The sequence below is a fragment of the Nostoc sp. NOS(2021) genome (assembly GCF_017115025.1).
Lineage (GTDB): Bacteria > Cyanobacteriota > Cyanobacteriia > Cyanobacteriales > Nostocaceae > Nostoc.
Genome location: NZ_JABXKM010000079.1, coordinates 15,629 through 41,061, shown reverse-complemented (window position 1 = coordinate 41,061; position 25,433 = coordinate 15,629). Strand labels below are relative to the sequence as shown.

20 protein-coding genes and 1 pseudogene are annotated in these 25,433 nt (G+C 41.8%); 8 read left to right on the top strand and 13 right to left on the bottom strand.

The window, feature by feature from the left end; translation table 11 throughout:
* Positions 1-1,085: 1,085 nt before the first annotated feature.
* On the top strand, positions 1,086-3,560 hold the full coding sequence (locus HWQ41_RS09705; protein WP_292761946.1) for an EAL domain-containing protein: 2,475 nt from the start codon (positions 1,086-1,088) through the stop codon (positions 3,558-3,560).
* Between the two features lie 256 nt (positions 3,561-3,816).
* Here the strand turns inward: HWQ41_RS09705 and HWQ41_RS09700 are convergent, their stop codons facing one another.
* Positions 3,817-4,329: a hypothetical protein gene (locus tag HWQ41_RS09700; RefSeq protein WP_292761944.1), complete on the bottom strand. Its 513-nt coding sequence runs from the start codon at positions 4,327-4,329 to the stop codon at positions 3,817-3,819.
* 190 nt (positions 4,330-4,519) lie between these two features.
* Between HWQ41_RS09700 and HWQ41_RS09695 the strand changes: the two genes are divergently transcribed.
* The 3 genes from HWQ41_RS09695 to HWQ41_RS09685 all read left to right on the top strand — a co-directional run bounded on the left by HWQ41_RS09695 (position 4,520) and on the right by HWQ41_RS09685 (position 6,969).
* Positions 4,520-5,416 (top strand): YihY/virulence factor BrkB family protein, encoded by an 897-nt coding sequence (locus tag HWQ41_RS09695; RefSeq protein ID WP_292761942.1) that lies wholly within the window; start codon positions 4,520-4,522, stop codon positions 5,414-5,416.
* 94 nt (positions 5,417-5,510) lie between these two features.
* Positions 5,511-6,017, top strand: coding sequence for a DUF4112 domain-containing protein (locus tag HWQ41_RS09690; protein WP_292761940.1), 507 nt, complete (start codon positions 5,511-5,513; stop codon positions 6,015-6,017).
* A gap of 19 nt (positions 6,018-6,036) precedes the next feature.
* Positions 6,037-6,969 (top strand): alpha/beta hydrolase, encoded by a 933-nt coding sequence (locus HWQ41_RS09685; protein ID WP_292761938.1) that lies wholly within the window; start codon positions 6,037-6,039, stop codon positions 6,967-6,969.
* Between the two features lie 561 nt (positions 6,970-7,530).
* Here the strand turns inward: HWQ41_RS09685 and HWQ41_RS09680 are convergent.
* Positions 7,531-7,698, bottom strand: a complete 168-nt coding sequence (locus HWQ41_RS09680; RefSeq protein ID WP_292761936.1) for a hypothetical protein — start codon at positions 7,696-7,698, stop codon at positions 7,531-7,533.
* Positions 7,699-7,838: 140 nt separating this feature from the next.
* On the opposite strand from HWQ41_RS09680, the gene HWQ41_RS09675 reads away from it, so the two are divergent.
* A complete protein-coding gene (locus HWQ41_RS09675; RefSeq protein ID WP_292761934.1) occupies positions 7,839-8,504 on the top strand; it encodes a class I SAM-dependent methyltransferase in 666 nt (221 codons plus the stop codon).
* A 113-nt stretch (positions 8,505-8,617) separates the two neighbouring features.
* On the opposite strand, the gene HWQ41_RS09670 is transcribed toward HWQ41_RS09675, so the two are convergent.
* The 5 genes from HWQ41_RS09670 to HWQ41_RS09650 all read right to left on the bottom strand — a co-directional run bounded on the left by HWQ41_RS09670 (position 8,618) and on the right by HWQ41_RS09650 (position 17,477).
* Entirely contained in the window at positions 8,618-10,312 is a 1,695-nt protein-coding gene (locus HWQ41_RS09670; protein WP_292761931.1) for a fasciclin domain-containing protein, read from the bottom strand.
* A gap of 874 nt (positions 10,313-11,186) precedes the next feature.
* Positions 11,187-11,396, bottom strand: a complete 210-nt coding sequence (locus tag HWQ41_RS09665) for a hypothetical protein (RefSeq protein WP_292761929.1) — start codon at positions 11,394-11,396, stop codon at positions 11,187-11,189.
* Between the two features lie 517 nt (positions 11,397-11,913).
* Positions 11,914-15,177 (bottom strand): PAS domain-containing protein, encoded by a 3,264-nt coding sequence (locus HWQ41_RS09660; protein WP_292761927.1) that lies wholly within the window; start codon positions 15,175-15,177, stop codon positions 11,914-11,916.
* 663 nt (positions 15,178-15,840) lie between these two features.
* Positions 15,841-17,049 carry a NupC/NupG family nucleoside CNT transporter gene (locus HWQ41_RS09655; RefSeq protein ID WP_292761964.1) on the bottom strand — a complete coding sequence of 403 codons (1,209 nt, stop codon included), beginning with the start codon at positions 17,047-17,049 and terminating at the stop codon, positions 15,841-15,843.
* Between the two features lie 245 nt (positions 17,050-17,294).
* Positions 17,295-17,477: a hypothetical protein gene (locus tag HWQ41_RS09650; RefSeq protein WP_292761925.1), complete on the bottom strand. Its 183-nt coding sequence runs from the start codon at positions 17,475-17,477 to the stop codon at positions 17,295-17,297.
* On the opposite strand from HWQ41_RS09650, the pseudogene HWQ41_RS09645 reads away from it, so the two are divergent.
* Positions 17,457-18,313: pseudogene (locus tag HWQ41_RS09645) on the top strand (ATP-binding protein); the annotation flags it as partial. The gene HWQ41_RS09650 and the pseudogene HWQ41_RS09645 sit on opposite strands and share 21 nt — an antisense overlap.
* Before the next feature lie 2 nt (positions 18,314-18,315).
* Here HWQ41_RS09645 and HWQ41_RS09640 read toward each other — a convergent pair.
* From HWQ41_RS09640 to HWQ41_RS09615, 6 genes are all read right to left on the bottom strand, one after another.
* Positions 18,316-18,474 carry a hypothetical protein gene (locus HWQ41_RS09640; protein WP_292761924.1) on the bottom strand — a complete coding sequence of 53 codons (159 nt, stop codon included), beginning with the start codon at positions 18,472-18,474 and terminating at the stop codon, positions 18,316-18,318.
* A gap of 182 nt (positions 18,475-18,656) precedes the next feature.
* Positions 18,657-18,887, bottom strand: a complete 231-nt coding sequence (locus HWQ41_RS09635; RefSeq protein WP_069068837.1) for a hypothetical protein — start codon at positions 18,885-18,887, stop codon at positions 18,657-18,659.
* A gap of 234 nt (positions 18,888-19,121) precedes the next feature.
* Positions 19,122-20,072, bottom strand: a complete 951-nt coding sequence (locus tag HWQ41_RS09630; RefSeq protein WP_292761921.1) for a hypothetical protein — start codon at positions 20,070-20,072, stop codon at positions 19,122-19,124.
* On the bottom strand, positions 20,053-20,946 hold the full coding sequence (locus HWQ41_RS09625) for a hypothetical protein (RefSeq protein WP_292761920.1): 894 nt from the start codon (positions 20,944-20,946) through the stop codon (positions 20,053-20,055). The genes HWQ41_RS09630 and HWQ41_RS09625 overlap by 20 nt, the downstream gene beginning before the upstream one ends.
* Before the next feature lie 425 nt (positions 20,947-21,371).
* The gene (locus HWQ41_RS09620) at positions 21,372-22,355 is read right to left on the bottom strand and encodes a hypothetical protein (RefSeq protein WP_292761918.1); all 984 of its coding nucleotides are present in this window, start codon (positions 22,353-22,355) and stop codon (positions 21,372-21,374) included.
* Between the two features lie 73 nt (positions 22,356-22,428).
* Positions 22,429-23,850: an amidohydrolase gene (locus HWQ41_RS09615; RefSeq protein WP_292761917.1), complete on the bottom strand. Its 1,422-nt coding sequence runs from the start codon at positions 23,848-23,850 to the stop codon at positions 22,429-22,431.
* Between the two features lie 81 nt (positions 23,851-23,931).
* Here HWQ41_RS09615 and HWQ41_RS09610 point away from each other — a divergent pair, with 81 nt between their 5' ends.
* Positions 23,932-24,711 carry an isochorismatase family cysteine hydrolase gene (locus tag HWQ41_RS09610; protein ID WP_292761914.1) on the top strand — a complete coding sequence of 260 codons (780 nt, stop codon included), beginning with the start codon at positions 23,932-23,934 and terminating at the stop codon, positions 24,709-24,711.
* A gap of 232 nt (positions 24,712-24,943) precedes the next feature.
* Positions 24,944-25,399, top strand: a complete 456-nt coding sequence (locus tag HWQ41_RS09605) for a cupin domain-containing protein (RefSeq protein WP_292761912.1) — start codon at positions 24,944-24,946, stop codon at positions 25,397-25,399.
* The last annotated feature ends 34 nt before the right edge of the window (positions 25,400-25,433 follow it).

Sequence of the window (25,433 nt, the reverse complement as noted above, 5' to 3'; positions counted from 1 at the left end):
AATTCATCTCACATCTTACCGCTTGATCGGAAGTGTGAAACGGCAGTCGCTACAAGTCGGGAAACCCGCCCAAAGTGTAGGTAGTTCACTTATTTACCAAAGTCAAGGGTTATTATTCTACTCCTCTCCATTGCTTTATGTCTTTATAGGAATCCGGTTTGATTCCTGAATTTACTTGCGTGGGCAGGGAACAGGGAACAGGGAACAGCAAAAAAATTGTAGGTTGGGTGGAGGCTTTGCGTAACCCAACATCCTTATATATGTTGGGTTGCGCTCCGCTCCACCTACGTCTAATGCACTATTTTAGCCTAGAGGGTCCACTACGTGCATTTCAAAAATCAAATAGGAGTTCTATATCTAGTCTACGTATTCCGCAAATCAATTTAATATCAAGCTAATACAACCAAAGATTTTTAAGTGCAATTACTGAGGCTACATAGCACATTAAGATAATTTGTGCAAGCGAAAATCTCTTTAAGATGACTTTGGAAATATACTGAATAATTTCACAAAATTTTTTATTTGCCTTCCCAGGACTCAGAAAATATACGCTCACAATAATTAACTAATATAGATATCCTTGATTAGAGATTGTTTTAAGAGTCCCGTAAGGTATAATTTGCCGTTCTGACTTAGGTCAACTGCAACGAAAAAACAAGCTTTCAGCCATGTACTGAGATGCTTCACGGTGCTCACCATGAGAGCAAAATACCCTTTTAAAACATCCTCTTAGAGCTAATTGGCTCTCGAAGTTAAGAAACTTGGTATCAGTTCCCAGGACTATAACAAGTAGTAGCGTTATTTCAAATCCTCTAAAATATGCCTTTCCCCAAAGAGAATCGAGCGAAATGTGTATTGAGTTTTGCTCCCTAGAAGCAAATTTATTTCCACTTACTATCAATGATCATGGCGTTGATGTTGCCAAATATTTTTACTTTTAAACTACAGAATTATTAGGTCTGCGATTAGTAAAACTCCTCACACATCAGCTAAAAGGGAATATTTATTTTAGCAGCTATAACGGAGGAGAATCAAAGATTATATTTGCGAATAAAAATTGATATTTCCATAAATAAAACCAAATTATGAGCGGCGTAAATATATTAATTGTTGAAGATGAAGCCATCGTGGCAATGGATATACAAAATCGGCTCAAAAAATTTGGATACAATGTTTTGTGGCTTGCCTATTCTGGAGAAGAAGCAATTGAGAAAGCAGCAGATGATTCTCTAGATTTAGTTTTAATGGATATTCGCCTCAAGGGAAAGATGGATGGTGTGGAGGCCGCCCAGATAATTCATAATAATTTTAATATCCCAGTAATTTATCTCACTGTCAATGCCGATGAATCAACATTAGAACGAGCAAAAGTAACAGAGCCATTTGGCTACATTATCAAACCCTTCAAAGAAAAAGAATTAAAGTTTACTATTGAAATTACCCTATCCAAACATCGGATGGAAAGAAAATTAAAACAGAGTGAACAATGGCTGACTACCGTACTTAAAAGTATTGGTGATGGTGTGATTACTAGCGACGCATTAGGAGCAGTGACTTTTATGAATCCGGCTGCGGAGGTAATGACGGGTTGGAAATATGCAGATGCGTTTGGTAAAAAAGCAACAGAAGTATTCAATATTGCTCATGAAAAGACCCGTCTAAAAATTGAAAGTCCTGTAAGACAAGTCCTTGAGTCTGGTGTTGCTGTCAATTTACCAGAAGAGACGATACTTATTGCTAGAAACGGTGCAGAAATACCAATTGATGATAGTATTGCAGCGATTAAAGATGACAATGGTAACATCACGGGTGCAGTTTTGGTCTTTCAGGATATCACCGAGCGTAAGCAGATATTGGAGGCACTAGCGTGTCGCCAGCAAGAATTCAAAGCACTAGTTGAAAATGCACCTGATATTATTTCCAGATTTAACACTCAATTGCGCTACGTTTACGTTAATCCAGCTATTGAAAAGCTTACAGGAATATTAACTGAAACATTTATCGGTAAAACAAACGCAGAGTTAAATCTGCCGGAAGAATTTTGCCGGATATGCGATCATAAGCTCCAGCAAGTTTTCCAAACTAAGCAAGAGATGGAGTTTGAATGCTGTTTAGCGATCGCTTGGGAAATAAGACATTACCATACCCGTCTTGTGCCAGAATTGGCTAGCGATGGTTCAGTATATTTTGTTTTGAGTATTGCTCGCAACATTACTGCTCTAAAACTTGCCCAGGCGCAATTAATCCATGATGCCTTTCACGATCTACTGACCGGTCTACCAAACCGCGCCTTATTCATCGAACGGCTAGAGCGTGGACTGATGCTGGTAAAACGACGTGTGGACTATATATTTGCTGTTCTCTTTTTAGACCTAGATCGCTTCAAAGTTATCAACGATAGTCTCGGTCATATGATTGGTGATCAACTACTAACTGCGCTTGCTCAGAGATTAGAAAATTGCGTGCGCTCTGGAGACACAGTTGCCCGTCTAGGGGGAGATGAGTTTACAATTTTGCTTGATGATCTCAACAACATCAATGACGTAACATGCGTAGTGGAGCGAATACACCAAGCTCTGACATCTGCGTTCAAACTCAGCGGGTATGAGATATTTACCACCGTCAGCATTGGCATCGTCTTGAGCAAGGCCAGTTACAACCGACCGGAAGAACTCCTGCGCGATGCTGACATTGCAATGTATCGCGCTAAGGCATTGGGTAAGGCACGCCATAAGATATTTGACTCAACTATGTACACCCAAGAAACGAAACTATTACAGTTAGAGATGGATCTACGACGGGCAGTTGAACGCCAGGAGTTTCAGATTCACTACCAGCCAATTGTTTTGTTAGAAACTTACAAGATTATTGGCTTCGAGGCTCTGGTTCGTTGGCAGCACCCGCAACACGGATTAGTTTTTCCAGACAGCTTTATTCCAATGGCAGAAGAAACTGGGCTGATTATCCCTATTGGTTATTGGGTACTCCGCGAGGCTTGTCGTCAGATACGTGCTTGGCAAATACAATTTCCTGCTAACCCACCCTTGACAATCAGTGTAAATCTTTCCACTAAACAGTTTTTACAACCTGGGCTGATTGAACAAATTACCCAAATAATCCAAGAGACTGACCTGGAAGCCAGCAATTTAAAACTGGAGATTACCGAAAGCGTACTTATGGAAAATATTCAATCAGCAACTTTTATGCTTTTGCAACTGCAACAGATGAATATCCAATTACACTTAGATGATTTTGGCGTCGGCTATTCATCCTTGAGTTACCTGCAACGTTTTCCAAGTAATGCCTTGAAGATTGATCGTTCTTTTATTGCCAAGATTGGTGCTAATGGAGAAAACTTAGAGATTATTCAGGCGATCATCACCCTAGCCCAAAGTCTAAATAAAGATGTAATAGCGGAGGGCGTAGAAACGGTGGAACAGCTAGCACAACTTAGAGCCATGAAATGCAAGTACGCGCAGGGATATTTTTTCTCCCAACCCCTAGATAGCAAGTCAATAGAGAGATTAATTGCATCTGGCATTCAGCCGAGACAACGATAGCAGGGGGTTATTGACCGTGCCAATTTTAGATTTTAGATTAAAGAATTAAAAATTATCGTAAATCAAAGGGTTTAAGACCCCAACAATACAGGTAGCGCGGAGTCGGAGCCACTCCGCCTCCGATCATTTTCAGTCGGGGTTTAAATCGCCGTCTGAAAATGTCTTTAATTTTGAATTTTGTTAGCGTAGCGTTAGCGAGTCTGCGTTCGCTTTTAGCGTCTCGTAGAGAGCGTCATTTTGAATTTTGAATTGTTAACTATGGGGTTTCCCCTTGTCCCCCTATCTCCTTGTCCCCTTGTCCTCTTGGGTGACTCTCTTTTTCTGCTGCGGCTCGTTCCCGTGTCAAGCTATCAATAGCATCACCCAAGGCAGTAGTCAGGCTATTGCGGGTTTGGGCGTGGTTATCCTGCTCAGTTTTCAAAGCTTGCAAGAGGCGATCGCGTTCTTTGATCACGGCGATGAGTTTAGTTTGCAAGTCCTCCACAGATTTTAGGTGTTCTATTTCTTGTTGGATCGCTGTTACTGGTGTCGCAGCAGCCAGTGTCTCGACCTCAAAACCCTGGAGTTTATGCAGGTCTGCCTTGAGGGATGCGATCGCCTGTTGGGACAGTTGAGCATCTGTGCGGCGTTGTTCTGCTTCTGTGTTGTAAAGCTGACGCCATTTTTGGGCACTTTCCCAAGCCGCATCGCGATCGTGTTGAAGTCCCGCCATCTGCTCTTTGAGTACCTGGATTTCTGTCAACCACTGTTGTGTTAAATCTTGATTCATAAATAAATAGTTATTAGTTAATGGTCATTGGTCATTAGTCATTGGTCATTGGTCATTGGTCATTGGTCATTGGGCATTGGGCATTGGGCATTGGGCATTGGGCATTGGGGAAAGAATTCTTATAACTCCTAACTCCTAACTCCTAACTCCCCACTCCCACTCCCTACTCCCCACTCCCCATTACTAAATCATGCCAAAGCCTCGTTTTTTCCGCTTCTTTCGCCACCTCAATTGGCACACGCTCAAAAAAACTTTTGCCAGGACAATCGAAAGACGACTTTTGGGACTAGCCTCAGAAATCGCCTTCAATGCCATGCTATCGCTGTTTCCAGCAATTCTTGCTTTCATCACAGCCATTGGCTTATTAGCAGAATCTTTGCAAGCCACCTTTAATAAACTGGCGATTCAACTCAGTCAAGTCCTACCTGAAGAAGCCCTGGATCTGATTCGTGATTTTGCCACCACAGAAATTACCAACTCCAAAAACAGCGGTTTATTTTCTCTGAGCTTTGTATTAGCAATTTGGGCTGCTTCTGGGGCGGTGAGTACCGCTATGACAGCCCTCGACCAAATCCATCAAATTCCTCCAGAAAACATCCGCCCCTTTTGGAAAGCCAAGCTCGTCTCTCTGGGATTAACAGTCGGTACTATGTTGCTTTTAGTATTGGCTTCTTTCTTAGTGTTTACCAGTGACCTACTGTTGGGAATGGTAGTGCGCGAAAATGGTTCTTTGATCTTCTTGGTGCATGTTTGGCAGCTGTTACGCTGGCCTTTAGCTTTAACTATTGTTGCTGTTGCCTTTGGCTTTCTCTATCGCTATGGCCCAAGCCAGTGGAACTCAGGCACACCAATGATGCCTGGAGCAATTTTAGCAGCTGTTTTCTGGGCAATATTGTCTGCTCTATTTCGGCTTTATGTGGCTAATTTTGGGAATTATAATAAAGTCTATGGTGCTGTAGGGGCTGTGATAGTTTTAATGCTCTGGCTGTCGATGAGCGCTGCTGTTCTGTTAATCGGCGATCAGTTGAATGTGACTGTCGGCGAAGATATGCGCCCAAAAGCACAGTCAGAATCCCCCGAAAAATAGTAAATATAGCTAAAATCTCTGAGGAAATTTTTCCGATAGCTCACTAGAAGAGTAGAATATCTAACGATTCAATACAAAGTTAGCGATCGCCTTTATGCCTGATTCTTCTCCTCGATTTTCGATGATTGAACCTGATGCCAAAGCACCCACCTTGAAGCGCCTGCGTCAGTTAAGTCGGCTGCTGGATAATATTATTACCATTCCCGGCACGAAGATTGGTTTTGGTCTAGATCCAATTATCGGACTGATACCTATTGGTGGTGATTTTTTGGGAGTGATGTTTTCTAGCTACATCATCCTAGAAGCGGCGCGGCTGGGTGTATCTAGAGCCACTTTAGGCAAAATGGTTTTGAATGTGATCATTGATGGCTTGGTAGGCGCTGTCCCAGTTTTGGGAGACTTGTTTGATTTTGCCTGGACAGCGAACAGTTATAATATCAAGTTATTGGAAGAGTACTTAAAGTTTCCCAGCCAGCAAAAGAGTGCAGACAGGTGGTTTATCTTTGCCGTTTTGGCTGGATTGTTGCTAATCTCGATTATTTTAGTAGCATTGCCTGTGATACTAATTAGAATGTTGTGGAACGCCTTAACTGGCACTTAAATTATTTATTGATAACGGAATGAAAGATTGGTGGCAAGCTACTTTTCCTAAAGGGCGGCAAAGTCTAGTTATTACTGATGCTAAAGGGTATCCTGTACAAATTGCTTATGGCGAAAAAGGTAGAGGTAAACCGCTAATTTTATTACATGGTATGGGTAGTTGGAGCTATAATTGGCGGCACAATATAGCACCATTATCTAAATATTTTCGGGTAATTTGTTTTGATGCCAAAGGTTTTGGTTTTTCCGAAAAGCCATTGTCTCGTAGAGAACACAACGGTCATCAAGTTATTGAGTTTCAAAGAATTATTCAGGCATTATGTGATGAACCCGCAGTGATTGTCGCTGAATCTCTGGGGGGATTAGTTGCCCTTGCCCTTGCTCAAGAACATCCACAGTTAATCGGGCGGCTTGTAGTAGTAAACGTACCTGTTTTTGCCGAACATCTACCCCATTGGGCTATGTGGATACTTGCCCAAACGCCCCTGGAAATAATGCAAACAATTGACTCCTTACGGCTGGCATATTTGTTTGCACCTCTATTTAGAGAAATTATGGCAATAGAAAGACGTGGAGTATTATTTGATCCGTCAATTTTGACACAGGAAGATGTCTATTGGATAACTTACCCGTTTATTGAATTGCCAGGTACGGTTGCGAAAGTCGCCGAAGAGTTACAAATAGCCGCGCGAGAAATTGAAAATTGGCAACTAAATAAGCCTAATATGCTCACCCAAATTCAAAATAACCTGAGTGCGATTAAGTGTCCTACACTAGTTTTGTGGGGTGATCAAGATAGTTGGTTTCCTGCTAGTCATGGTGAAAAATTGCATCAGCATATCCCAAATTCTAAATTGCAAATTTTGTCTAACTGCTATCATGATGCCTCAACTGGCGCTTTTGAGGAGTTGAATGCAGCGATTCTTGAGTTTTTACGGGATACTGACTTCTAAAGACAGTTCATGTTTTGATAGGAGCATCCCAAATATGCAAAAATACCTCACAATTAGAAATCGCTAAATAAAAAGAGAGTGGGAGGAAGCATATCAGTCAGCTTTCAAACTCCCACTCTGCCATTTGCCGCTGAAGTGAACAGGAATGTATACAGACGTTGCCCGTTATTTGGGGGCTAATGCGTACTTCCACAACAACGCCCATACGCATTTAATATTCCTGTTGCAGCAAATGCCAAACCTGATTATTGATAATTATCTGCTGAGAAAAATAGTCTGCAAATAATTGGTAGGGATAGTTTTTTATTTTTGTAAATCATTTAGTAGATAGTGTTTTACAAAAGGAATTTGCTTACGTGGTAGTCCCTGATAACAAAACCCTTGAAGTCGTTTATCTTTTACAATTTAACTTGGTTAATCAGAATCGGGTTGCCATTTTGGCAGGTTTTTAAATTTCCTAATTACTCATAAGTAGCCTTTATGAACTGCGTAACGATCTGACCATTATCCCAATACTTTTTGGGAAGTATAAAAGTGCATCATGCATCCAATCCAATAATTTCAACACACTATCTCCCCAATCTTCTCCGAACCAGCCTGCTTATTAGCGATCGCTGTATTGACTTTCAATAATGTCATGTCTTCCGGGCCATTTATATCCAGTACTATCACTCCGACTACTTCCATCCGGCATGATAGTGTTGTGGAAGATGGCATCGCTGCATTCATAACCGTCCACAAGATCCCTCAAATTGGCATAACTGAAGTTAGCCTTCCTGAAAAAAGAGTGACTTACTCACTGGAGATTCCTGATAAACTACTATTGGGCGATAGTATAACTGTAGATTCTTTCAATTCTCTGAGCTACCATGCCAAAACAGTCTATAGGTCTTGATAACCAACTCTATAATTACCTTTTATCCGTTTCGCTGCGGGAACCGGAGATTCTTTTGAAGTTGCGCCAAGAAACCGCCAGCCATCCCCGAAGTGGAATGCAGATTTCACCAGAACAAGGGCAGTTTATGAGATTACTGGTACAGCTGATTGGAGCGAAGAAAACCCTGGAAGTTGGTGTATTTACAGGTTATAGCTCACTCTCAGTTGCCTTAGCCCTTCCTGAGGATGGCAAGATTATCGCTGCTGATGTGAGTGAAGAATTTACTGCGATCGCCCGGCGATATTGGGAAGAAGCCGGAGTTGCTGATAAAATCGATTTACGATTGGCACCAGGCTTGGAAACTTTAGATCAACTGTTGGCAACTGGCCAAGCCGAGACATTTGATTTTGCCTTTATTGATGCTGATAAAGAAAATTATGATGCATATTATGAGCGATCGCTACAATTGGTGCGTTCAGGTGGATTGATTGCTATTGATAATGTTTTATGGTCTGGACAAGTTGCCCAAGTGCAAAATCAAGATAAAAGCACCCAAGCTATCCGGGCGCTCAACGAAAAGTTACATCATGACGAACGAGTTACCCTCTCCCTTGTCCCCATCGCCGATGGACTGACTTTAGCCATCAAGCGACCTTAGTATAGTTTCAACCCAACTTACTCAGGAATTACGCAAACAAGAGCCGAAAAGAATGATTTTCACGTAGGGGCAATTCATGAATTGCCCCTACCGCCTGTTCTATTTCTATTTACTTAGAAGTTATAGCCAACTCCTAATAGTAGCCCTACATCAGTTTGATCCATAAAAGCAGCATTTACACCACCTGTTAGCGTAAATTTAGAACCGAGAGGAACGTCTACACCACCAGTTAGCAGTAATCCAATATCAGTATCCACATTAGCTTCAATTGCTACACCAGCACCTATATAAGGAGATATACTATAGGTTTTTTCGCCCACCGAACCTGCTCTGCGGGGAGAAAAATCTAAAGTCACGGGAACTAGAAACAGTGTATCATCCCCAAAGATCACCGATGGTCGCACTGATAGATAGTTTGTCAGACCAAGTTTGCTGATCACTGCAAAGTTACCGTCGCTCAGAGCTGTATCGCCGCCGCTCAAACCAATGTTACCAGCAACTCCGATATAGCTTCTGCCACCACGAGTAGCTCTACCTACTGTCACATCAGGCGTGTTTGCTGTTGGTGGCTGATTTAACTTACTGATGTTAATATCAGGCGGAATCAGGACTTGGTTAATTGCATGGATAACACCATTGCTAGCTTTGATGTCCGGCTGGATAACCCTAGCATTATTCACCTCGACTTGATTGTTAGCGCGATCGATTTGAATTTTTACAGGTCTATCTTCATAGGTTTTCAGTTCCCCATTCGTCAGTTGACTAGCAGTTACCGCACCAGGAACCACATGATATCTCAAAATCTTAATCAATGCTTCTCTGTTCTCTGGTTGCTGTAACTGCTGTAGAGTAGCAGCAGGCAAAGCAGCAAATGCCTGATCGGTGGGAGCAAAAACTGTATAAGGGCCTGGCTGTTGAAGAATATCTGCTAAACCAGCTGTCTTTAATAAAGAAGTCAGAGTTGTAAGAGAACTACTGGATGCAGCAAGAGAAACAATATCGTTACCGGTTTGAGTTCCACCGACAATATACTGACTAGCTGGAAGATTGCTAGCAATAGGTTGTATCCGTCCCTGTTTAGCCAAAGCTTGATATAAAAGTGCTGCCGCTTCCGCACGAGTCAGGGGCTGTTGTGGATTGAGTTGTTTTACATCTGGATAATTAACAACAATATTAGATTGTGTTGCTGCTGTCACACCACTAACAGCGTAGTTCGGGATACTTGAGGCGTCATTGTAGTAGGTGCCCAGATCACTACTTGCTCCAGTACTGCTAGTAGTCAAACCCAAACCACTTGCTAAAGCAACGATCCCCTGTACTCTGGGTATTTGTTGATTTGGCAAAAATACGTTCCCAGGATAGCCTGCCAAAAATCCAGTTTCGTAGGCGCTTTGAATTGCAGAAGCCGCCCAATAGCCAGTAGGAACATCACTAAATCCACCTGCGCTTAATTGCCGAACTCGGTTTTGGCTGCCGAAAGCTTTTTGAATTAGGGCAGCAAATTCAGCACGAGTCACAGCTTGATTCGGTCTAAAGGTGCCATCAGGAAAGCCAGCAATCACATTATTGTCAGCTAGGGCTTGAATGAAGGGATGCGCCCAATAATCTGAGGAAACATCAGACAAGTTAACTGTTGAAGTAGGCGATGGTGTCGCAGGCGATGGTGTCTCAGGTGATGGTGTCGCCGATGGAACAGTATTTTGAGATAAAGCTGGGGCAGAAATTACGATGGGAGTTATTGTAGCAGCTGTCATTCCCAGAACTAGTAAAGCAACCCTTCCTGATGACCAACGAAAGAAACTAGACATGGAAATATCCTCTTTTCAAATTCTTGGATTGACTATTGGAAAATACTGGATGCAAGGTTAAGTGAATACAAATATCCAGATAATTGTTTGGTTTGCCTTGATATGGAAACCATAAATACAACCGTTAACTCTGGAAAAGTCAAATCTTGGACATTATGAGTAGCTGCTCTGACATCTCATAACATTTATCCAAATGTTCACCACACATAGTACAGGATTACTATTTGATTTTTAAAGAACCGCAGATGACACTAATAAGGATAAGCAGGCATACTGTGGTAATAGGTATGTTGCAATAATAAAGATAATTCGTGCAAGTAGGCGATTTTATTCAGTTCTAAAATCGCAGTCAAGCAGTAGGATAATTGGCTTTTAGTAGCCGTCTCTTTATAATTGCCGAGGAAGGTTAATGCCGTCAAGCTTAATGTATCATGATCTTTAGCAAGATTTAATAAATAAAATGTGTTTTGCGAATATGATATATTATTAATCTTTTATCAAAATTATACAACTAACTAAAGGCTGGATTTAGAGAAAAAACTTTCACTCTTTAGATAGTTGTCTGTGATGGGAAATTTTCAAATACTAGACTGGAAGTTAGCGATCGCAATCAAAAATTTCGAGCCTGATTGCGCCAAGATTTTTGGGTAGGAATTATTCTTTTGCAAAAGACTATTTTAGGAAAATCAACCCACAGATAAACTAGTAACCCATCTGCTGTTACTCTTGCACGCGATACCTACGGTAAGCTGGGCTAACGTAGATGGTCACTTAAGCAATAAAATCCCCTCCAAGAACAAAATTTAGAAGGGCGCTAGGAGTTAGATTAAATTTTAGTCAGTGGTCATTAGTCATTAGTCATTGGTAGTAATGACTAATGACTGTACATGACATCCGATCGCAAGACGTAGTTTCGCCCCTGAATAATAGAAGCGCCCTCATGTACTAGTTCGTGGACAAAACACAAAGCCATACTTATTACTGCAAGCACAGGCAGATTAAGTAAATCTTCGTAGTATGCGGGAAGATAAAAGCGGGTTTCGCCGCCTTCAAAGCCTTCATTCAGATAAATCATGAAAGTCAATACACTTTCCTCACTGTTAGGTCGCCGATAAGCACCATCATGGTGAGGTGCAAACCCCTAGAAACGAAAACGCTCATTCAGCCCAACAGGATGTCATCTACCAATGGTGTTGGGGATATAATTTGACACACGCTGCCATAAATCAAAAGCACGCTCCCGGTTATCCAGAATAACGCGCTGATTATTGCGGATGTCGGGACGCATTTCAAAACCTCGGTGAGTACTAATAGGATAGGACTTACGCAAAACTAGACGCTGTAGGGGCAATTCATGAATTGCCCCTACGTAAAAATAAGGGTTTCAGCTATTGTTTGCGTAAGTCCTGTAGGAGCATCTGCATAGCCAATGTTTTCTGTTAAAGTAATATACTCAGCACATTCTGCGGGCGAAATGGTTGCGAAGCAAATCTTTCTTGATCATGGTTAAGCTGATTGAGATTTAAGCCTTCTGATAGTGTATTTCTCATAACCCAATACCGTTCAGTTCAGCCTAAAATCCAATGGACAGAAATAGAGTTTTAGTGATGATTTTGCCCTAGCAAATTTGCAATTGAGGTCAGTAATTCAGTTGGTTGTACTGGTTTGGCAACGTGTTTTTGAAACCCAGCTACCAAGACTCGATCGCGATCGCTTTCTCCAGCATAGGCAGTAAGAGCGATCGCCGGAATTTCCCCTCCCTCCTCCTTTGGCATGGCTCTGAGCAGCCTAATCAGGCTGTAGCCATCCATCTCTGGCATTCCTAAATCACTGATTAATAAATTAGGTACAGTCTGTGCTACTACAGACAACGCTTCAGTCGCCGAGGCTGCAACAGTTGTCAGCGCCCCATTCTGTTGTAGAAAGAAGCGCAAAAACTCCCGTGTGTCAGCATCATCATCAACAATCAATATCCGTAGTCCGCTGAGAACTGAGGAGTTAAATTTCTCCGCTGCTCCCCCTGTTCGCCCTGTTTCCCCTGCCCCTGCCCTTACTCCCTCACTCTCCTTGATCACGGGCAGTCTCACAGTAAAAATTGCTCCCTGTCCAATTCCGGGACTAGTTGCGATCGCACTACCACCATGCAACTCTACTATGTGGCGAACTATTGCCAATCCCAGTCCCAGTCCGCCAAATTTTCTGGTTGTGCTGCTATCGGCTTGACGAAAATATTCAAATACGTGGGGTAGGAATTCCGGGGAAATACCTTGGCCGGTGTCTTTAACTTGAATCAGTGCTGAGTGGGAACTAAATTCCCGACTCGATGATAGGCTGACTTCCACAGATCCATTCGGGGGAGTGAACTTGATTGCGTTCGAGAGTAAATTCCCCACAACTTGCTGTAAGCGATAATAATCACCTAACACTTTGCCTACATTGGGGTCAATCTGTATTTTTATCTGGATAGATTTGGTTTCAGCGATTAACTGGACTGTTTCCAATGCAGCATCAATTACAGCTACCAGGTTAACAGTGGCAAAAGTCAGGTTCAACTTACCGCGAATAATTCGGGAGACATCCAGCAACTCATCAATTAATTGAATCTGCAATTGAGCATTTCTTTCGATGGTTTCTAAAGCACGATTTGTAGTAACTTCATCAAATTTGCGGCTTTTGAGTAGCGATGACCAACCGAGAATGGGGTTGAGTGGCGATCGCAATTCGTGGGAGAGAATGGCGAGAAACTCATCTTTGTTTTGGTTTGCCTGTTTGAGTTCCTCTGCTTGTTGTCTAAGTGCCTTTTCTAATTGCTTCCTGGGGGTTAGGTCAAGAATAAAACAGATCCAAGACATGGGCGATCGCTCCACTAAGGCACCACCAATTAATATGGGAATGCGGGAACCATCCTTGCGGATGTATTCTTTTTCAAAAGGAGTACATATCCCAACCGTTAAAAGTTGCTCTAGCCCCTGCTGATCAAGAGCGTGATATTCCGGTGGAGTTATCTGTTTTCTGTGTATACCTGCTAATAGTTCCTCTCGCGTATAACCCACCATTTCTAAAAAAGCCTCGTTCGCCTCAGTAATGTATTCAGCAGTGGCGAACATAATGCCAATAATGTTGGAATCAACTAATCGCCTTAATTGAGTTTCGCGCTGGCGCAACTCATTTTCTACCTGTTTGCGCTGGGTAATATCCTGGGCAGTACCCATCAACCGTACTGCATTACCTTCGGTATCATAAAAGACGCGACCTTTAGCAGCAATCCAATGAATACTACCATCAGACCAAAGGCTGCGGTATTCAATGTCACAGTCAACCTTTTCTTCAAGAGAGCGGGCGATCGCTTCATGGATGCGTTGACGGTCTTCTGAATGTATAGAGTTGAGGAAAATTTCATAGCCCATTTCGGCTTCTGGCTTTAGTCCAAACAGCTGCTGACATTTCTCTGTCCAAATTAACTCATTGGTAGTGATATTCCAAAACCACATACCCAGTTCAGCAGCAGTAGTAGCTAACCGAATCCGTTCTTCACTCTCGCGCAGATTTGTTTCAATTTGCTGGCGATCGCGTAGCGCAGCTTGCTTAGAGGTAATATCAGTACTAGCACCAACTACCCTAACTACCTGACCATTTGCATCCCGGACTGCAAACCCCTGGTCTTCCACCCACAAATAGCGGCCATCCTGGTGACGCACTCGATACTCAATGTTATAACGGTTTCCATTGGCCATACTAGCCATGAACTGGTCATTAACTCTTTGTTGGTCATCGGGGTGGATGCGTTCTTGCCACCACTCGAAAGTAGGTTCAGCTTCTTGTTGTGTGTAGCCAAAAACCTGGGTTAGACCCTGAGTTCTTTCCACAGTATTTCTTTGAAGTTCCCAGTCATAGATTAGGCAATTAACCGCCGCCGCTGCTAGCTCAAACCTTTCGTTACTTTGCCGCAGGGAAATTTCTATGTGTCGTCGCTCTGTAATATCAAAAGCGATTCCCAAAAGATATTGCGGCAATCCATCAGCAGTTCTGCTGTACACAGTGTCATAGCTACAAAACCAGCGCCACTCTCCATTAGCGTGTCGAATCCGGTACTCAAAGCTGAGGACTTCGCCCTGATGAGCAGAATTAAATTTTTCCCAATAGCTAGGGAGTCGAGCCATATCTTCAGGGTGTAGAAGTTGGGTAAATAACTCCTTTCCCATTGCCTGGATTTCTGCTGGTGTGTAGCCCCAACCTTGAGCAATTTCGTAATTAACGTAAGAATTTCGCTGCTCAATTAGGTCATGAATGTAGAGTATCCCCGGAAGAGTGCCAGCAATTTGTTGAAACAGACGTTGACTATCCCACAGTGTTTGAAATTCATCTGCATCAACTTGTTGAGTATCTTGAGCAGAGCTAGAGTTTTCTTCAAGCTGCGCGTGCTTAGATTCAGTAATATCCGAAAAAGTTGTGACGATCGCGTAGGGAGTAGTGACTCCAGCTTGGAATAGAGGTTGTGAAGACAACAATAGCCAGACTAGCTCACCATTTGGCTTATAAAAGCCACACACCACATTCAAGCAAGGTTTACCTGTATTTTGGGCAACGATCGCTGGGTGAGTTTCACTGACCAAAGGAGAGCCATCTTCATGAATAAATTGCCACTTGGGATCAAGCAAATTTTGCCCCACAAGCGGTTCTGCGGTCAGTCCCAGAATGCGATCGCAAGTTGCACTGCAAGCCTGGATAGTGCCATCAGCCAACTGAAGCACCATTCCCTCTTCTCCACTGGCTACCAGCGAATAATTTGCTTTTTGACTAACTTCCAGGTGTAGCAGCAGCTTCTCATTAGCCAGCTGGTTTTGGGACTTTTCCGTGTCTGGCATTCTATAAAGTTAAATAAATTTAAAGTTAATCTCAGATTCAGCGGCTCATACTTACATAAATTTTAGGGCAATTTCTTGCACTTTAAGGGTGAATATGACTAATACGCTGATCTTGGTTTATTTGCGGCTACATGGGCACTCTGTTGCGATCGCCTTTATTCTCAAAGAGAACTTTAACCAATTTAATTCTACTTTCAGGTCGAATAGTACTTACTTAAGCAAAAGTTGCTGCTCAGATCCCCGACTTCTTCAAGAAGTCGGGGATCTAAATTTTGAGATTCGCTCTCAGAGGATGTTTGAAAAGTCCTGTTGTCGGTATCAAAAGTTTTAGATCCCTCTAAATCTCCCTTAAAAAGGGAGACTTTGATTCCGGTTCCCCCTTTTTTAAGGGGGGTTAGGGGGGATCTAAAAGTGCCTAAAGTCACAGCGAAAAACTTTTCAAACAACCTCTCAGATACTCATTCATCTGACAATTCAGGTCATCTGGAAAACCTCACTTCTATTTCTCTCTCCTAAAAGGAGAGAGAAATAGAATTTTCCCCCTTTCCGATGCGGGAAGGGGGTTAGGTCAATCGTTAGCTTTTCTACATGACCTGAATTGCCAGACTCATTCATCCACCTCATAACTCCACTTCTCTGCTGTTGCCCTGCCCCCTGCCTCCTTCAAATCAACATCCCAGCAATACAAGCGGTAATAAAACCCGCTAACAAACCGCCAATCATTGTCCTGACACCCATGCGAGCTAAATCATGCTGGCGATTAGGTGCTATCCCAGTAATGCCGCCAATGGTAATGCCAATTGAACCTATATTTGCGAAATTACATAATGCGTAAGTCGCAATAATTACTGCGCGTTGGGAAATTTTACCACTTTCAATTAGTGCCTTCAAATCCAAAAAAGCAATAAACTCATTCAGAATTGTCTTTGTACCTAATAAAGCCCCAACTTGCCGACAATCAGCCCAAGGTACGCCCATTAGCCACGCCACAGGAGCCATAACAAAAGACAAAATCCACTGTAATGAGAGTTGCTGTAAGCCCACAAATGCCCCCAACCATCCCAGCAGCGCATTCAGGGCGGCTAATAATCCTAAAAAGGCGATAATGATCACCCCAACATTAACTGCTAACTTTACACCGTCAATAGCTCCGCTAGTAGCAGCATCAATTACATTTATATAATTGGTTTCTACATCCACTTTTGCCTTACCAGCCGTCTCTGATACTTCTGTTTCTGGGTAAAGTAATTTTGATACCACCAATGACGTGGGAGCAGTCATAAAGAAAGCAGCAATCAGGTGTTCTGCTGGTATACCAAAGGAAAGATACGCTCCTAGTACTCCACCTGCAATTGTGGCAAAACCACCCGTCATTAGTGCATGGAGTTCCGATTGCGTCATATTCGCTATATAAGGTTTAACCATCAGCGCCGACTCTGTTGGGCCCAAAAAGATATTACCTGCACAGGATAAAGATTCAGAACCCGATGTTTTCATCGTCTTGATCATTATCCACGCCACCACATTTACAACTCGCTGTAAAATGCCGTAGTAATACAAGACGCTGATGAAGGCAGAGAAAAAGATAATTGTCGGCAGCACTTGGAAAGCAAAGAAATGATCCTTAAAATTTTCTCCAAAGACAAATTTAGCACCGACATCAGAAAATGCTAAAAATTGGCTGACAATATCTCCCAGAGATTTAAACACATTTAAACCCCAAGGAGTTTTAAGAATCACTAGCGCAAATGCAAACTCCAATCCCAAACCCCACGCCACTATTGACCAACGCACCGCACGACGATTAACAGAGAAGGCGTAGGATATACCGATAAAAACTAAAATTCCTAACGCAGAAATGGCGCGTTCCATGTTTTCTCCCGGAAATGTATCGCTAAGGCACTTAGTCACAAAGCATACACAAAATCAGCCTTTTTTTGTGGCTTTTTGGTGTCAACTTAAGCTAAAACACGCAATTTCCCTTAGTTTTAGATCCCCCAACCCCCTTAAAAAGGCGGCAAAAGATTCTAGTTCCCCCCTTAAAAAGGGGGATCGAGGTTTCAGGTTCTCAATGCGTAAGTCCTGAATTTATTTGATAAATAGGACTTACGCACACTCTACGAATTCTCGGCGCTCTTCTCTACGAGACGCTGCGCGTTGGCGAAGCCTCTCGCAGAGAAGGCGTCTTCTCCTTCGGAGACGCGAAGCGCGAAGGCGGTTCGATAAATTAAGCTTTTTAGCAATTTTTGCGTAAGTCCTGATAAAGAAGAATTTAGCGATCGCAAGAAAATGCTCAACATTTAGAACACTCTATTACAGATTTACAGCAGATGCAACTACAACTAGTACAAAGTGAGAAAATGTCAGCATTAGGTAACTTAGTTGCAGGTGTAGCCCACGAAATCAACAACCCTGTAGGCTTCATTGCAGGTAATATCCAACCTGCTGTTGATTTTGTTGGAGATTTATTTCGCCTCATCGACCTCTATCAGCAAAAATTTCCGAATCCGGGTGCGGAAATAGAAGAAGAAATCGCAGCGATTGACTTAGAATATCTCCGAAAAGATTTGCCAAAACTGATTTATTCGATGAAATTAGGTATTGACCGCATTCGGAGTATTAGCAATAGTTTACGAACCTTTTCAAGAGCAGATACAGAACACAAAGTTGCTTTTAATATTCACGAAGGTATCGACAGCGCTATTTTGATTGATTCTTAAGCATCGCTTAAAAGCATCGGAACTGCATCCAGATATTCAAGTAGTGAAAGAATACGGAGATATATCTTTAGTCAAATGCTTTCCTGGGCAACTTAATCAGGTATTTATGAATTTATTAGCAAATGCCATTGATGCTTTAGAGGAGTCGAATATTGGACGTAATTTTCACGATATTAATAATAAAATTGAGATTACGACTTGTTTTAATTTACATTCAAGATAATGGGATGGGAATGTCTGATGAAGTCAAACAAAAGATCTTTGGCCATTTATTTACAACTAAATCTGTAGGCAAAGGTACAGGATTAGGATTAGCGATCGCCCGGCAAATTATTGTAGAAAAACATGGCGGCACTCTGGAAGTAAATTCTGTACTGGGAGAAGGTTCAGAATTTGTGATTCAAATTCCGATTTAAAATTATCCCTCCTGGCGCGGATAGCCAAAGCTGAGATGGCTACCAATGAGTGTGTAGAAGTCATTGGTAGCGTGTGCAGCACCTCCTGCATAACCCGGAACTTTGCACTTATCGCTAACAGTTTGGGCGACTTTGTAAAGCTCAGTGGTGTGTGGTGTCATGTCCCATCCTTCCCCACCATAGCTTGTGGTTTAAATCCCCTCCTGACTGTTGATGCACTTGAAACGTAAAGACGGGTGAAATAGATTCTCTGCTCACAGCCGATATGCTTTCTTGGCACTTTGCCTAATTTCGCTGCTCAACTGTCGATACTCAGACCAAAAGGAAGGAAGTACTGCTGACTTTATAGCTGGTCGTAGTTCATTGCAGTGGCTTGTCCCTCTGCAATTTCTTGTTTGGCAAGTTTTGCAGCAGCAATAAGTTTTGATTGTGTTCTCTGGAACGATTCATTCCATGTGATTTCATCTTGTAGATCATCAATGTATTCCCGCAGATGCTCTGCAATTCGATCTTGTACCTCAATGGGTAAAGACTCCATCATTTTGATTACGGTGGTAATTGCTGTTGATGACATAGTGAATTACTCTCACGTAACGCTTTGCTCTTAAAGTTAACACCGATCACCTCTCTTTATTCATCAAACTCTCATGCCTGACGACATCATTGACTCTAACCCAAACACAATGAGCAAGTGTTGTGTGTAGCCGTAGCCCGTCGTAAACATCGCTCAAATACCCAATTATTTTAAAATGTTCAACAAATACAGTGTTAGCCTGTGCCACTACTTAATAATAGTCACCAAACCTAACTAGAATAAGTACTTACTGTACTTGATGTAGTGGAAGAGACTTCTTATTGATGAGATAGTTGTCAGTATTTTGCCAATAGCTGCGGTTGAACTTAGTTCCCATCGCTCCATAGATTTGGCTTCCATACTATGACCTGCCATATTACGAATAGATGCGATTGCTTGTGAGATGTCACGTTGTTTAGTGTGAATGAAACTATAAGGAGTTCCCGAATCATCCCTGTAAGCATACAAAACGTTGTTGGCTAATTCTGAAATGCCAGACTTTGCTCCAATTTTCTTGATGTCAATAGTTCCAATTTCAACAGAGAGTCTTCTCAGAACATCCTCATAAGCTCTTCCCGAACATTCGATAGCACTTCTTGGGTTATCTAGATAAGTAAGAAGACTAGTTACCAATTCCTCAAGTTCACTGTGGGTAAGCCATTGGAAGACCTCATCGCCAAGCACTCTGTTTAAGTAAAGTCTTACTCCTACATCATCGAGTAAATCTCTAGAAAAATCATCTGTTAGCTCTTTTATCTCTATTTCATACTCTCTAATGATTAAAGATCCTTTAGCGTCAATTAAATTGCACGTCTTAGACCACAAACTTAATAACTCGAAAATTGCTTTAACATCCTTATTAAAGGAGTAAAAAGAAGTTAGCCTCCTAGCTGATACTTCGAGGCTATCTCCCATTGCTAAGTGACGAAGAAAAAGAATAAAAGGCTTCCATGCTTGAAGCCACTTTCTAAACACAGCAACCTTCAACTCTTCAGAAGGTTTAGCAGTAAGCAACTCAGAGCATTCCTTGACCGTAGCAAAATAACCATTATCTTGGTTGTCTATCATTCCAAGTAAGCAAGCCGCATCAACTGCACTTTTAACATAGGGCTTGCTTTTTCCTGTATATTTTTCCAAAGAGCCTAGGTTGACTTTGCTATAAGAACTACAAATCACTATATCCATCACTAGATTCACTGATACTTTGTGAGCAGGTAGTTGATAAGTCAGATTCTCTATCATCGTCAAAAATTCCGTAAGTAGCTTTGAAGAAGGTAATGATTTTGCTGGTACCCCATTCACTCATATCAACATTAATTGAAATAGTCGTCGGGATAACACTCAGTGTTGTGCCCCCTAACGACGGTAGCTCGACATGAGATTTAGATTTAGCAGCAGGTGTCTCGCTGACCGATGGATAATCCTTGAAAACGGACGTAGAATCACTCACATCTATCTGTTCAGAATCAATACTTGAAGACTGTTCTTCTAAGGTTGAATCAGACTTATCAGAATTACACGCTGCATCAATTAAAGATTTCGCATTTTGATTCCATTCGATACGCGATGGCTGTCCTTTCCTACCAGTTATGAATTTACCAAGTCCCGTCAACGAGATGAGTTTACCAAAAGCAACAACTCCATCCTCACGGTTACTCCCAGAAGAACCATAGTTATGTTTCCACCAATAATCTTTTATAGTTTCTGTTTCTGTAGTGGATAAATCACCAGTTTGAGAAATACTTTCAAGGTAATGACCATAGGGCGTATAGCTAAGAAAGAATTGAAGAAAAAGTTCTTCTTTACGTTTGTTATCTTTTTCAATAGCAAACTCTTTTCCAGCAGAGCTAAATATTAGTTGATTGTCCAAAATGCCTAATATTTCAAGAGTTTTTCGAGAAGTTTCAAAGTTTGATTTGTTGTATATCTCCTTAATAGCCTTCTCATTGTCTGGTTTTCTTTTGATAGCTTCAATAAGCTGGAGAATATCTTGATCATCGGTCTTGTATGGTAGTGTAACATTAGATACTTTTTCTGGTGTATCTTCGATACTAGGCATTTTTGTTTTGCTCGATAAAATTATCTACGGAATCTTAGCCAATAAAAAGCAACTGTGTCAATACTAGTCGCCCGTATATCAAAGATTAACTTTAGCCTAAAATGATTGTGAATCAAGCTTTTCATAGATATAAAACTTCTCATACAGAATAAGAAGAAATATTAATTTACTTTTTAGCCCATAAAAGCTTGCTTTCACAGTATTCTTGAACAAACTCTCATACAACCAATTTGTATTATTTGCGACATACCGCTTCATTTTGCCTTTCACTTTTGAGGAGAGGAATAATGATTATAGAAAAGATGGATGTTTGCTTGGCAAGGTCAAAATACTCTCCTAATCAATAACTTAATAGGCTAGCGTGAAGTTAAGCGGAGGCAAGCAACCTTGACACAGAGGCTTGGTTCGTCTGCTCCAACATTGTGTTAAGTGTCGGAAACTCGCATATCTAGCTGAACCTGGCTATCATCTCTAGCGATTTTGCTTGGGTGAAAGCTCTCTCTATCTGAAGCAGGTAGGGCTTTGTATGTTTGTAGCACTGTATCAATAGGCACAGTGGATATAATACTTAGCCCAGCAACAGGTGATTTCACAGCACTGATCTTCCCTTTTAGAAGTCGTAATGCAACACTAGGCAGATTTGATGTAACAAGTAGCAACGGATCTGGATTTTCCCATCTGATTCGGGTAGTACCTTGCTTCTTCGCTTTACTTGAGGAGTTATCCAACAACTGAACGTACATCCCCGATGAGTCAACAGATTCAAATTCAGTACGTATCTTTTTCATCGCTTCAGCTAAACTATGAGCTAGTTTTTGGTCATTATTTGTCGCAGCCATATAAAAGGGATATGTCCAAGGAATTCCATATTTTAGTAAATCGATCTGCTTGTTATGCTTCTGCTCAACTAGTTTTCTTATAAATTTAGGAATGACTAAAGAACAAGCCCATTCTGAAGAATCAAAATTTGACAAAGATGGTAATGATTTACTGGGGGGATAAAGTTCATCAGTAATTTGGGAGTAAAGACAATAGAGAGGAAACAAGCGGTAATGACGTGCAAAATTTAGCAGCAGGCGACGTTGCTCACCTGAACGATAGTTAAGAAAACGACAAGTCGAATTAACTGGATTAACAACTTTTGCTTGCACTAATAATGATAACCAAGCACCAGGCTCACCTATGCACCATAACCAGTCAGCACCGCTTTGTGAACCTTCTTCTCTACGACTGAATTTCTTAGTCAGGATAAAATCGCTGTGCTTTCGTGCAATTGTTATTAAGTTGATATCAGTGATCGTTTCTTCAAGGATGCCTAAACGAGATGAAAAACCATCTTCAATAATGCTGTTTGTCCAAACTGTACATTCTTGAAATGTTGCACATAAATCACTAAGTGATAATTTCATGCTTACTCCGCATGATGTCCTAAGCTTAACAATTTGTTACTATTTTACAGTGGCTCTTGTGTATACTTGTTTTTCATAACCCCATAACCGTGCGATAATGTGCTTCAATTTGCGCGACGGTTTCAGACTTGCGCTTTGTCTCCCATTGACTACGATTAAATAATTCTTGTCGCAATTCATCAACGTTAATTGTGGTAACTTTACCATCGGCAACAATTTGCTTACCATTCACCCAAACACTATTAACAACATTACTAGGACGACCTAAAACTAGCAATCCAATGGGATCTGTACGCGGTAATAATGATAAGTTGGTGAGGTCATAAAGTACCAAATCGGCTTGTTTTCCCACAGTAATAGAACCGAGTTTGTCTGCTATATTCAGTCCCTTTGCACCTCCCAAAGATGCCATTTCTACTGCTTGTCTGGGCGTAATCCAGTGTTGATAATCGGAGTCTGTAACATTATGTAAAATAGAACCAATTTTGATAGCTTCTAACAAATCTTGGGAGTCATTACTAGAAGCACCATCGCAACCAAAAGTTACATTTACTCCAGCTTGGCGATATTTTAAAATGGGGGCGATGCCACTACCTAAACGTAGATTACTTAAAGGATTATGAACAACTGTAGATTGAGTTTCGGCGAGGATGGCGATATCAGCATCATTTAACCAAACACAATGAGCAAGTGTTGTGCGTTGGCGTAGCCCGTCGTAGACATCGCTCAAAAACCCGATTCTTTTCAAATGTTCCACAGCAGTACAACCGTACTTTTCTTGGGCGAGTTTTTCCTGTGCTTTAGTTTCGAGTAAATGGGAGTGACGACAAAGATTGTAGCGATCGCTTAACTCGATACATCCCTCAAATAAAGCATCAGTACACAATTGTATCCCTGTTGGTGCGACTAAAATATTTACACCCTCATCCGGGCGATGAAACTGTCTTACCGCCTCTTCGATGATTTCCAATGTTGCCGCAGTTGAACGAAAATAAGGCTGATGAGTTGGGGCTGATTCCCCGGATGGGATACCTGCGGAGAGGGATTCATCTTGAATTAAGGGGGCGATAAAGGCGCGAATTCCCACTTCTCTGTACGCGCGAGTTGCAATGGCGATCGTTTCTAACTCAAGTCCGGGAATTAATACCAGGTGATCTACTACACTCGTCCCACCAGAAAGTAGGGTTTCCACCGCAGTACCCAAAGCACTGAGATAAACCTGTTCGGGATCGAGGGGAGCAAAATCATACAGTTCCCCTAACCATAATTCTAAAGGGAACATTGACATGATTCCTCGCTGCCACATCTCTGATGAGTGGGTATGGGCGTTGAAAAAGCCAGGTAGCAGCAGCTTATTTTTGCCATCTATGGCTGTGCCAATTACCTGTAGATTGGGGGCAATGGCTGCGATCGCACCATCTACAACCTGTACATCTACCGTTGCATAATCATCACGGACGGCAATCAAAACATTCTGGATAGTGAAACTTACCATATTTAACCTTGATTAAGTAATCGTCTTTTCAACTGAATTTCAAGTTACAAAATAGAAAATGGTGTTGGGTATTGGAATTTTATGAATTTACCATTACGGACATTGGGAGTTGCACCAAATGCGTGGACAGTGAATGATGCGATCGCAGATATCACTCGTCTTCAAAAGACCCCACAACCCGTTATTTTATCAACAGAAACTAAAACCCTGTGCCTAGACTTGGCAAAAGCTGCTATCCTCGTCATTGATATGCAAAATGACTTCTGTCACCCTGATGGCTGGTTAGCGCATATCGGCGTGGACGTAACTCCGGCGCGTCAGCCTATTAAACCTTTGAACAACTTACTTCCAGAACTGCGTGAGGCTGGTGTTCCAGTCATTTGGGTAAATTGGGGGAATCGTCCCGACTTGCTCAATATTAGTGCTAGTTTGCGTCACGTCTATAATCCCACAGGGGAGGGTGTGGGATTGGGCGATCCACTGCCAAGTAATGGTGCTAGAGTACTCATGGCAGGTAGTTGGGCAGCAGCCGTGGTAGACGAACTAGAACAGATTCCCGAAGATATTCGTGTGGACAAATACCGGATGAGTGGGTTTTGGGATACGCCATTAGATAGTATCTTACGGAATCTGGGAAGGACAACATTATTTTTTGCTGGTGTTAATGCTGATCAATGTGTGCTAGCCACGTTATGTGATGCCAACTTCTTAGGATATGACTGCGTATTAGTTAAAGACTGCACCGCCACAACTTCTCCTGAATATTGTTGGCTGGCGACGTTGTACAATGTCAAACAATGCTTTGGTTTTGTCACTGACTCGCAAGCAATTTTAACAGCGCTGCAAAAAAGTCAGGAGTGAATCAATTTTGGATTTTGGATTTTGGATTTTAGATTGATCCCATGTATGAATGCTCTTTCTTCGATCAGGAATTTTAGATTTTTATCGCGTTTAAATTCGCTTGCTCTCAGACATCTTTGAATTTTGAATTCTTCAATCCCAAATCCAAAATGTAAAATCTAAAATTCTCTGATTCAGGACTTGGATTTTAGGCATTTCCATAGCCATCGATAACTTCAGAGGGGATAAATAAATGTACGCAACTCGTTGTGTAATTCCAGTTATCAAATCTCTCAAAGATTACCAGGTATATCGCATCAGTCTTAACGATTCTAATCGATTAGCAATTATCTTCGATTCGACAAATGCTAATACTTCGTTGACTTGCTGCATAGAAATTTTTGATGTAGGTGGACAAACACCGCCAAATCGCCATCAGTGGGCGGTGGAAATGTTTTTCATCCTCAAAGGGGAAGCGATCGCCATGTGTGACGGCAAAAGTGCGATGATCAAAACTGGAGATAGTTTGTTGGTGCCTCCCACTGGTACTCATTTGATTAAAAATACTGGTTCTACTCGCTTGTACACGTTGACTGTTATGGTTCCCAATGAAGACTTTTCGGAATTGATTCGCAGTGGTATTCCGACGGAGTTAGATGCAGAAGATATGGCAGTACTGGGGAGATTAAATGCTTTGATGCCCTGTTAAAATGGGCATGGGTAAGAGTCACCAATGCCCAATT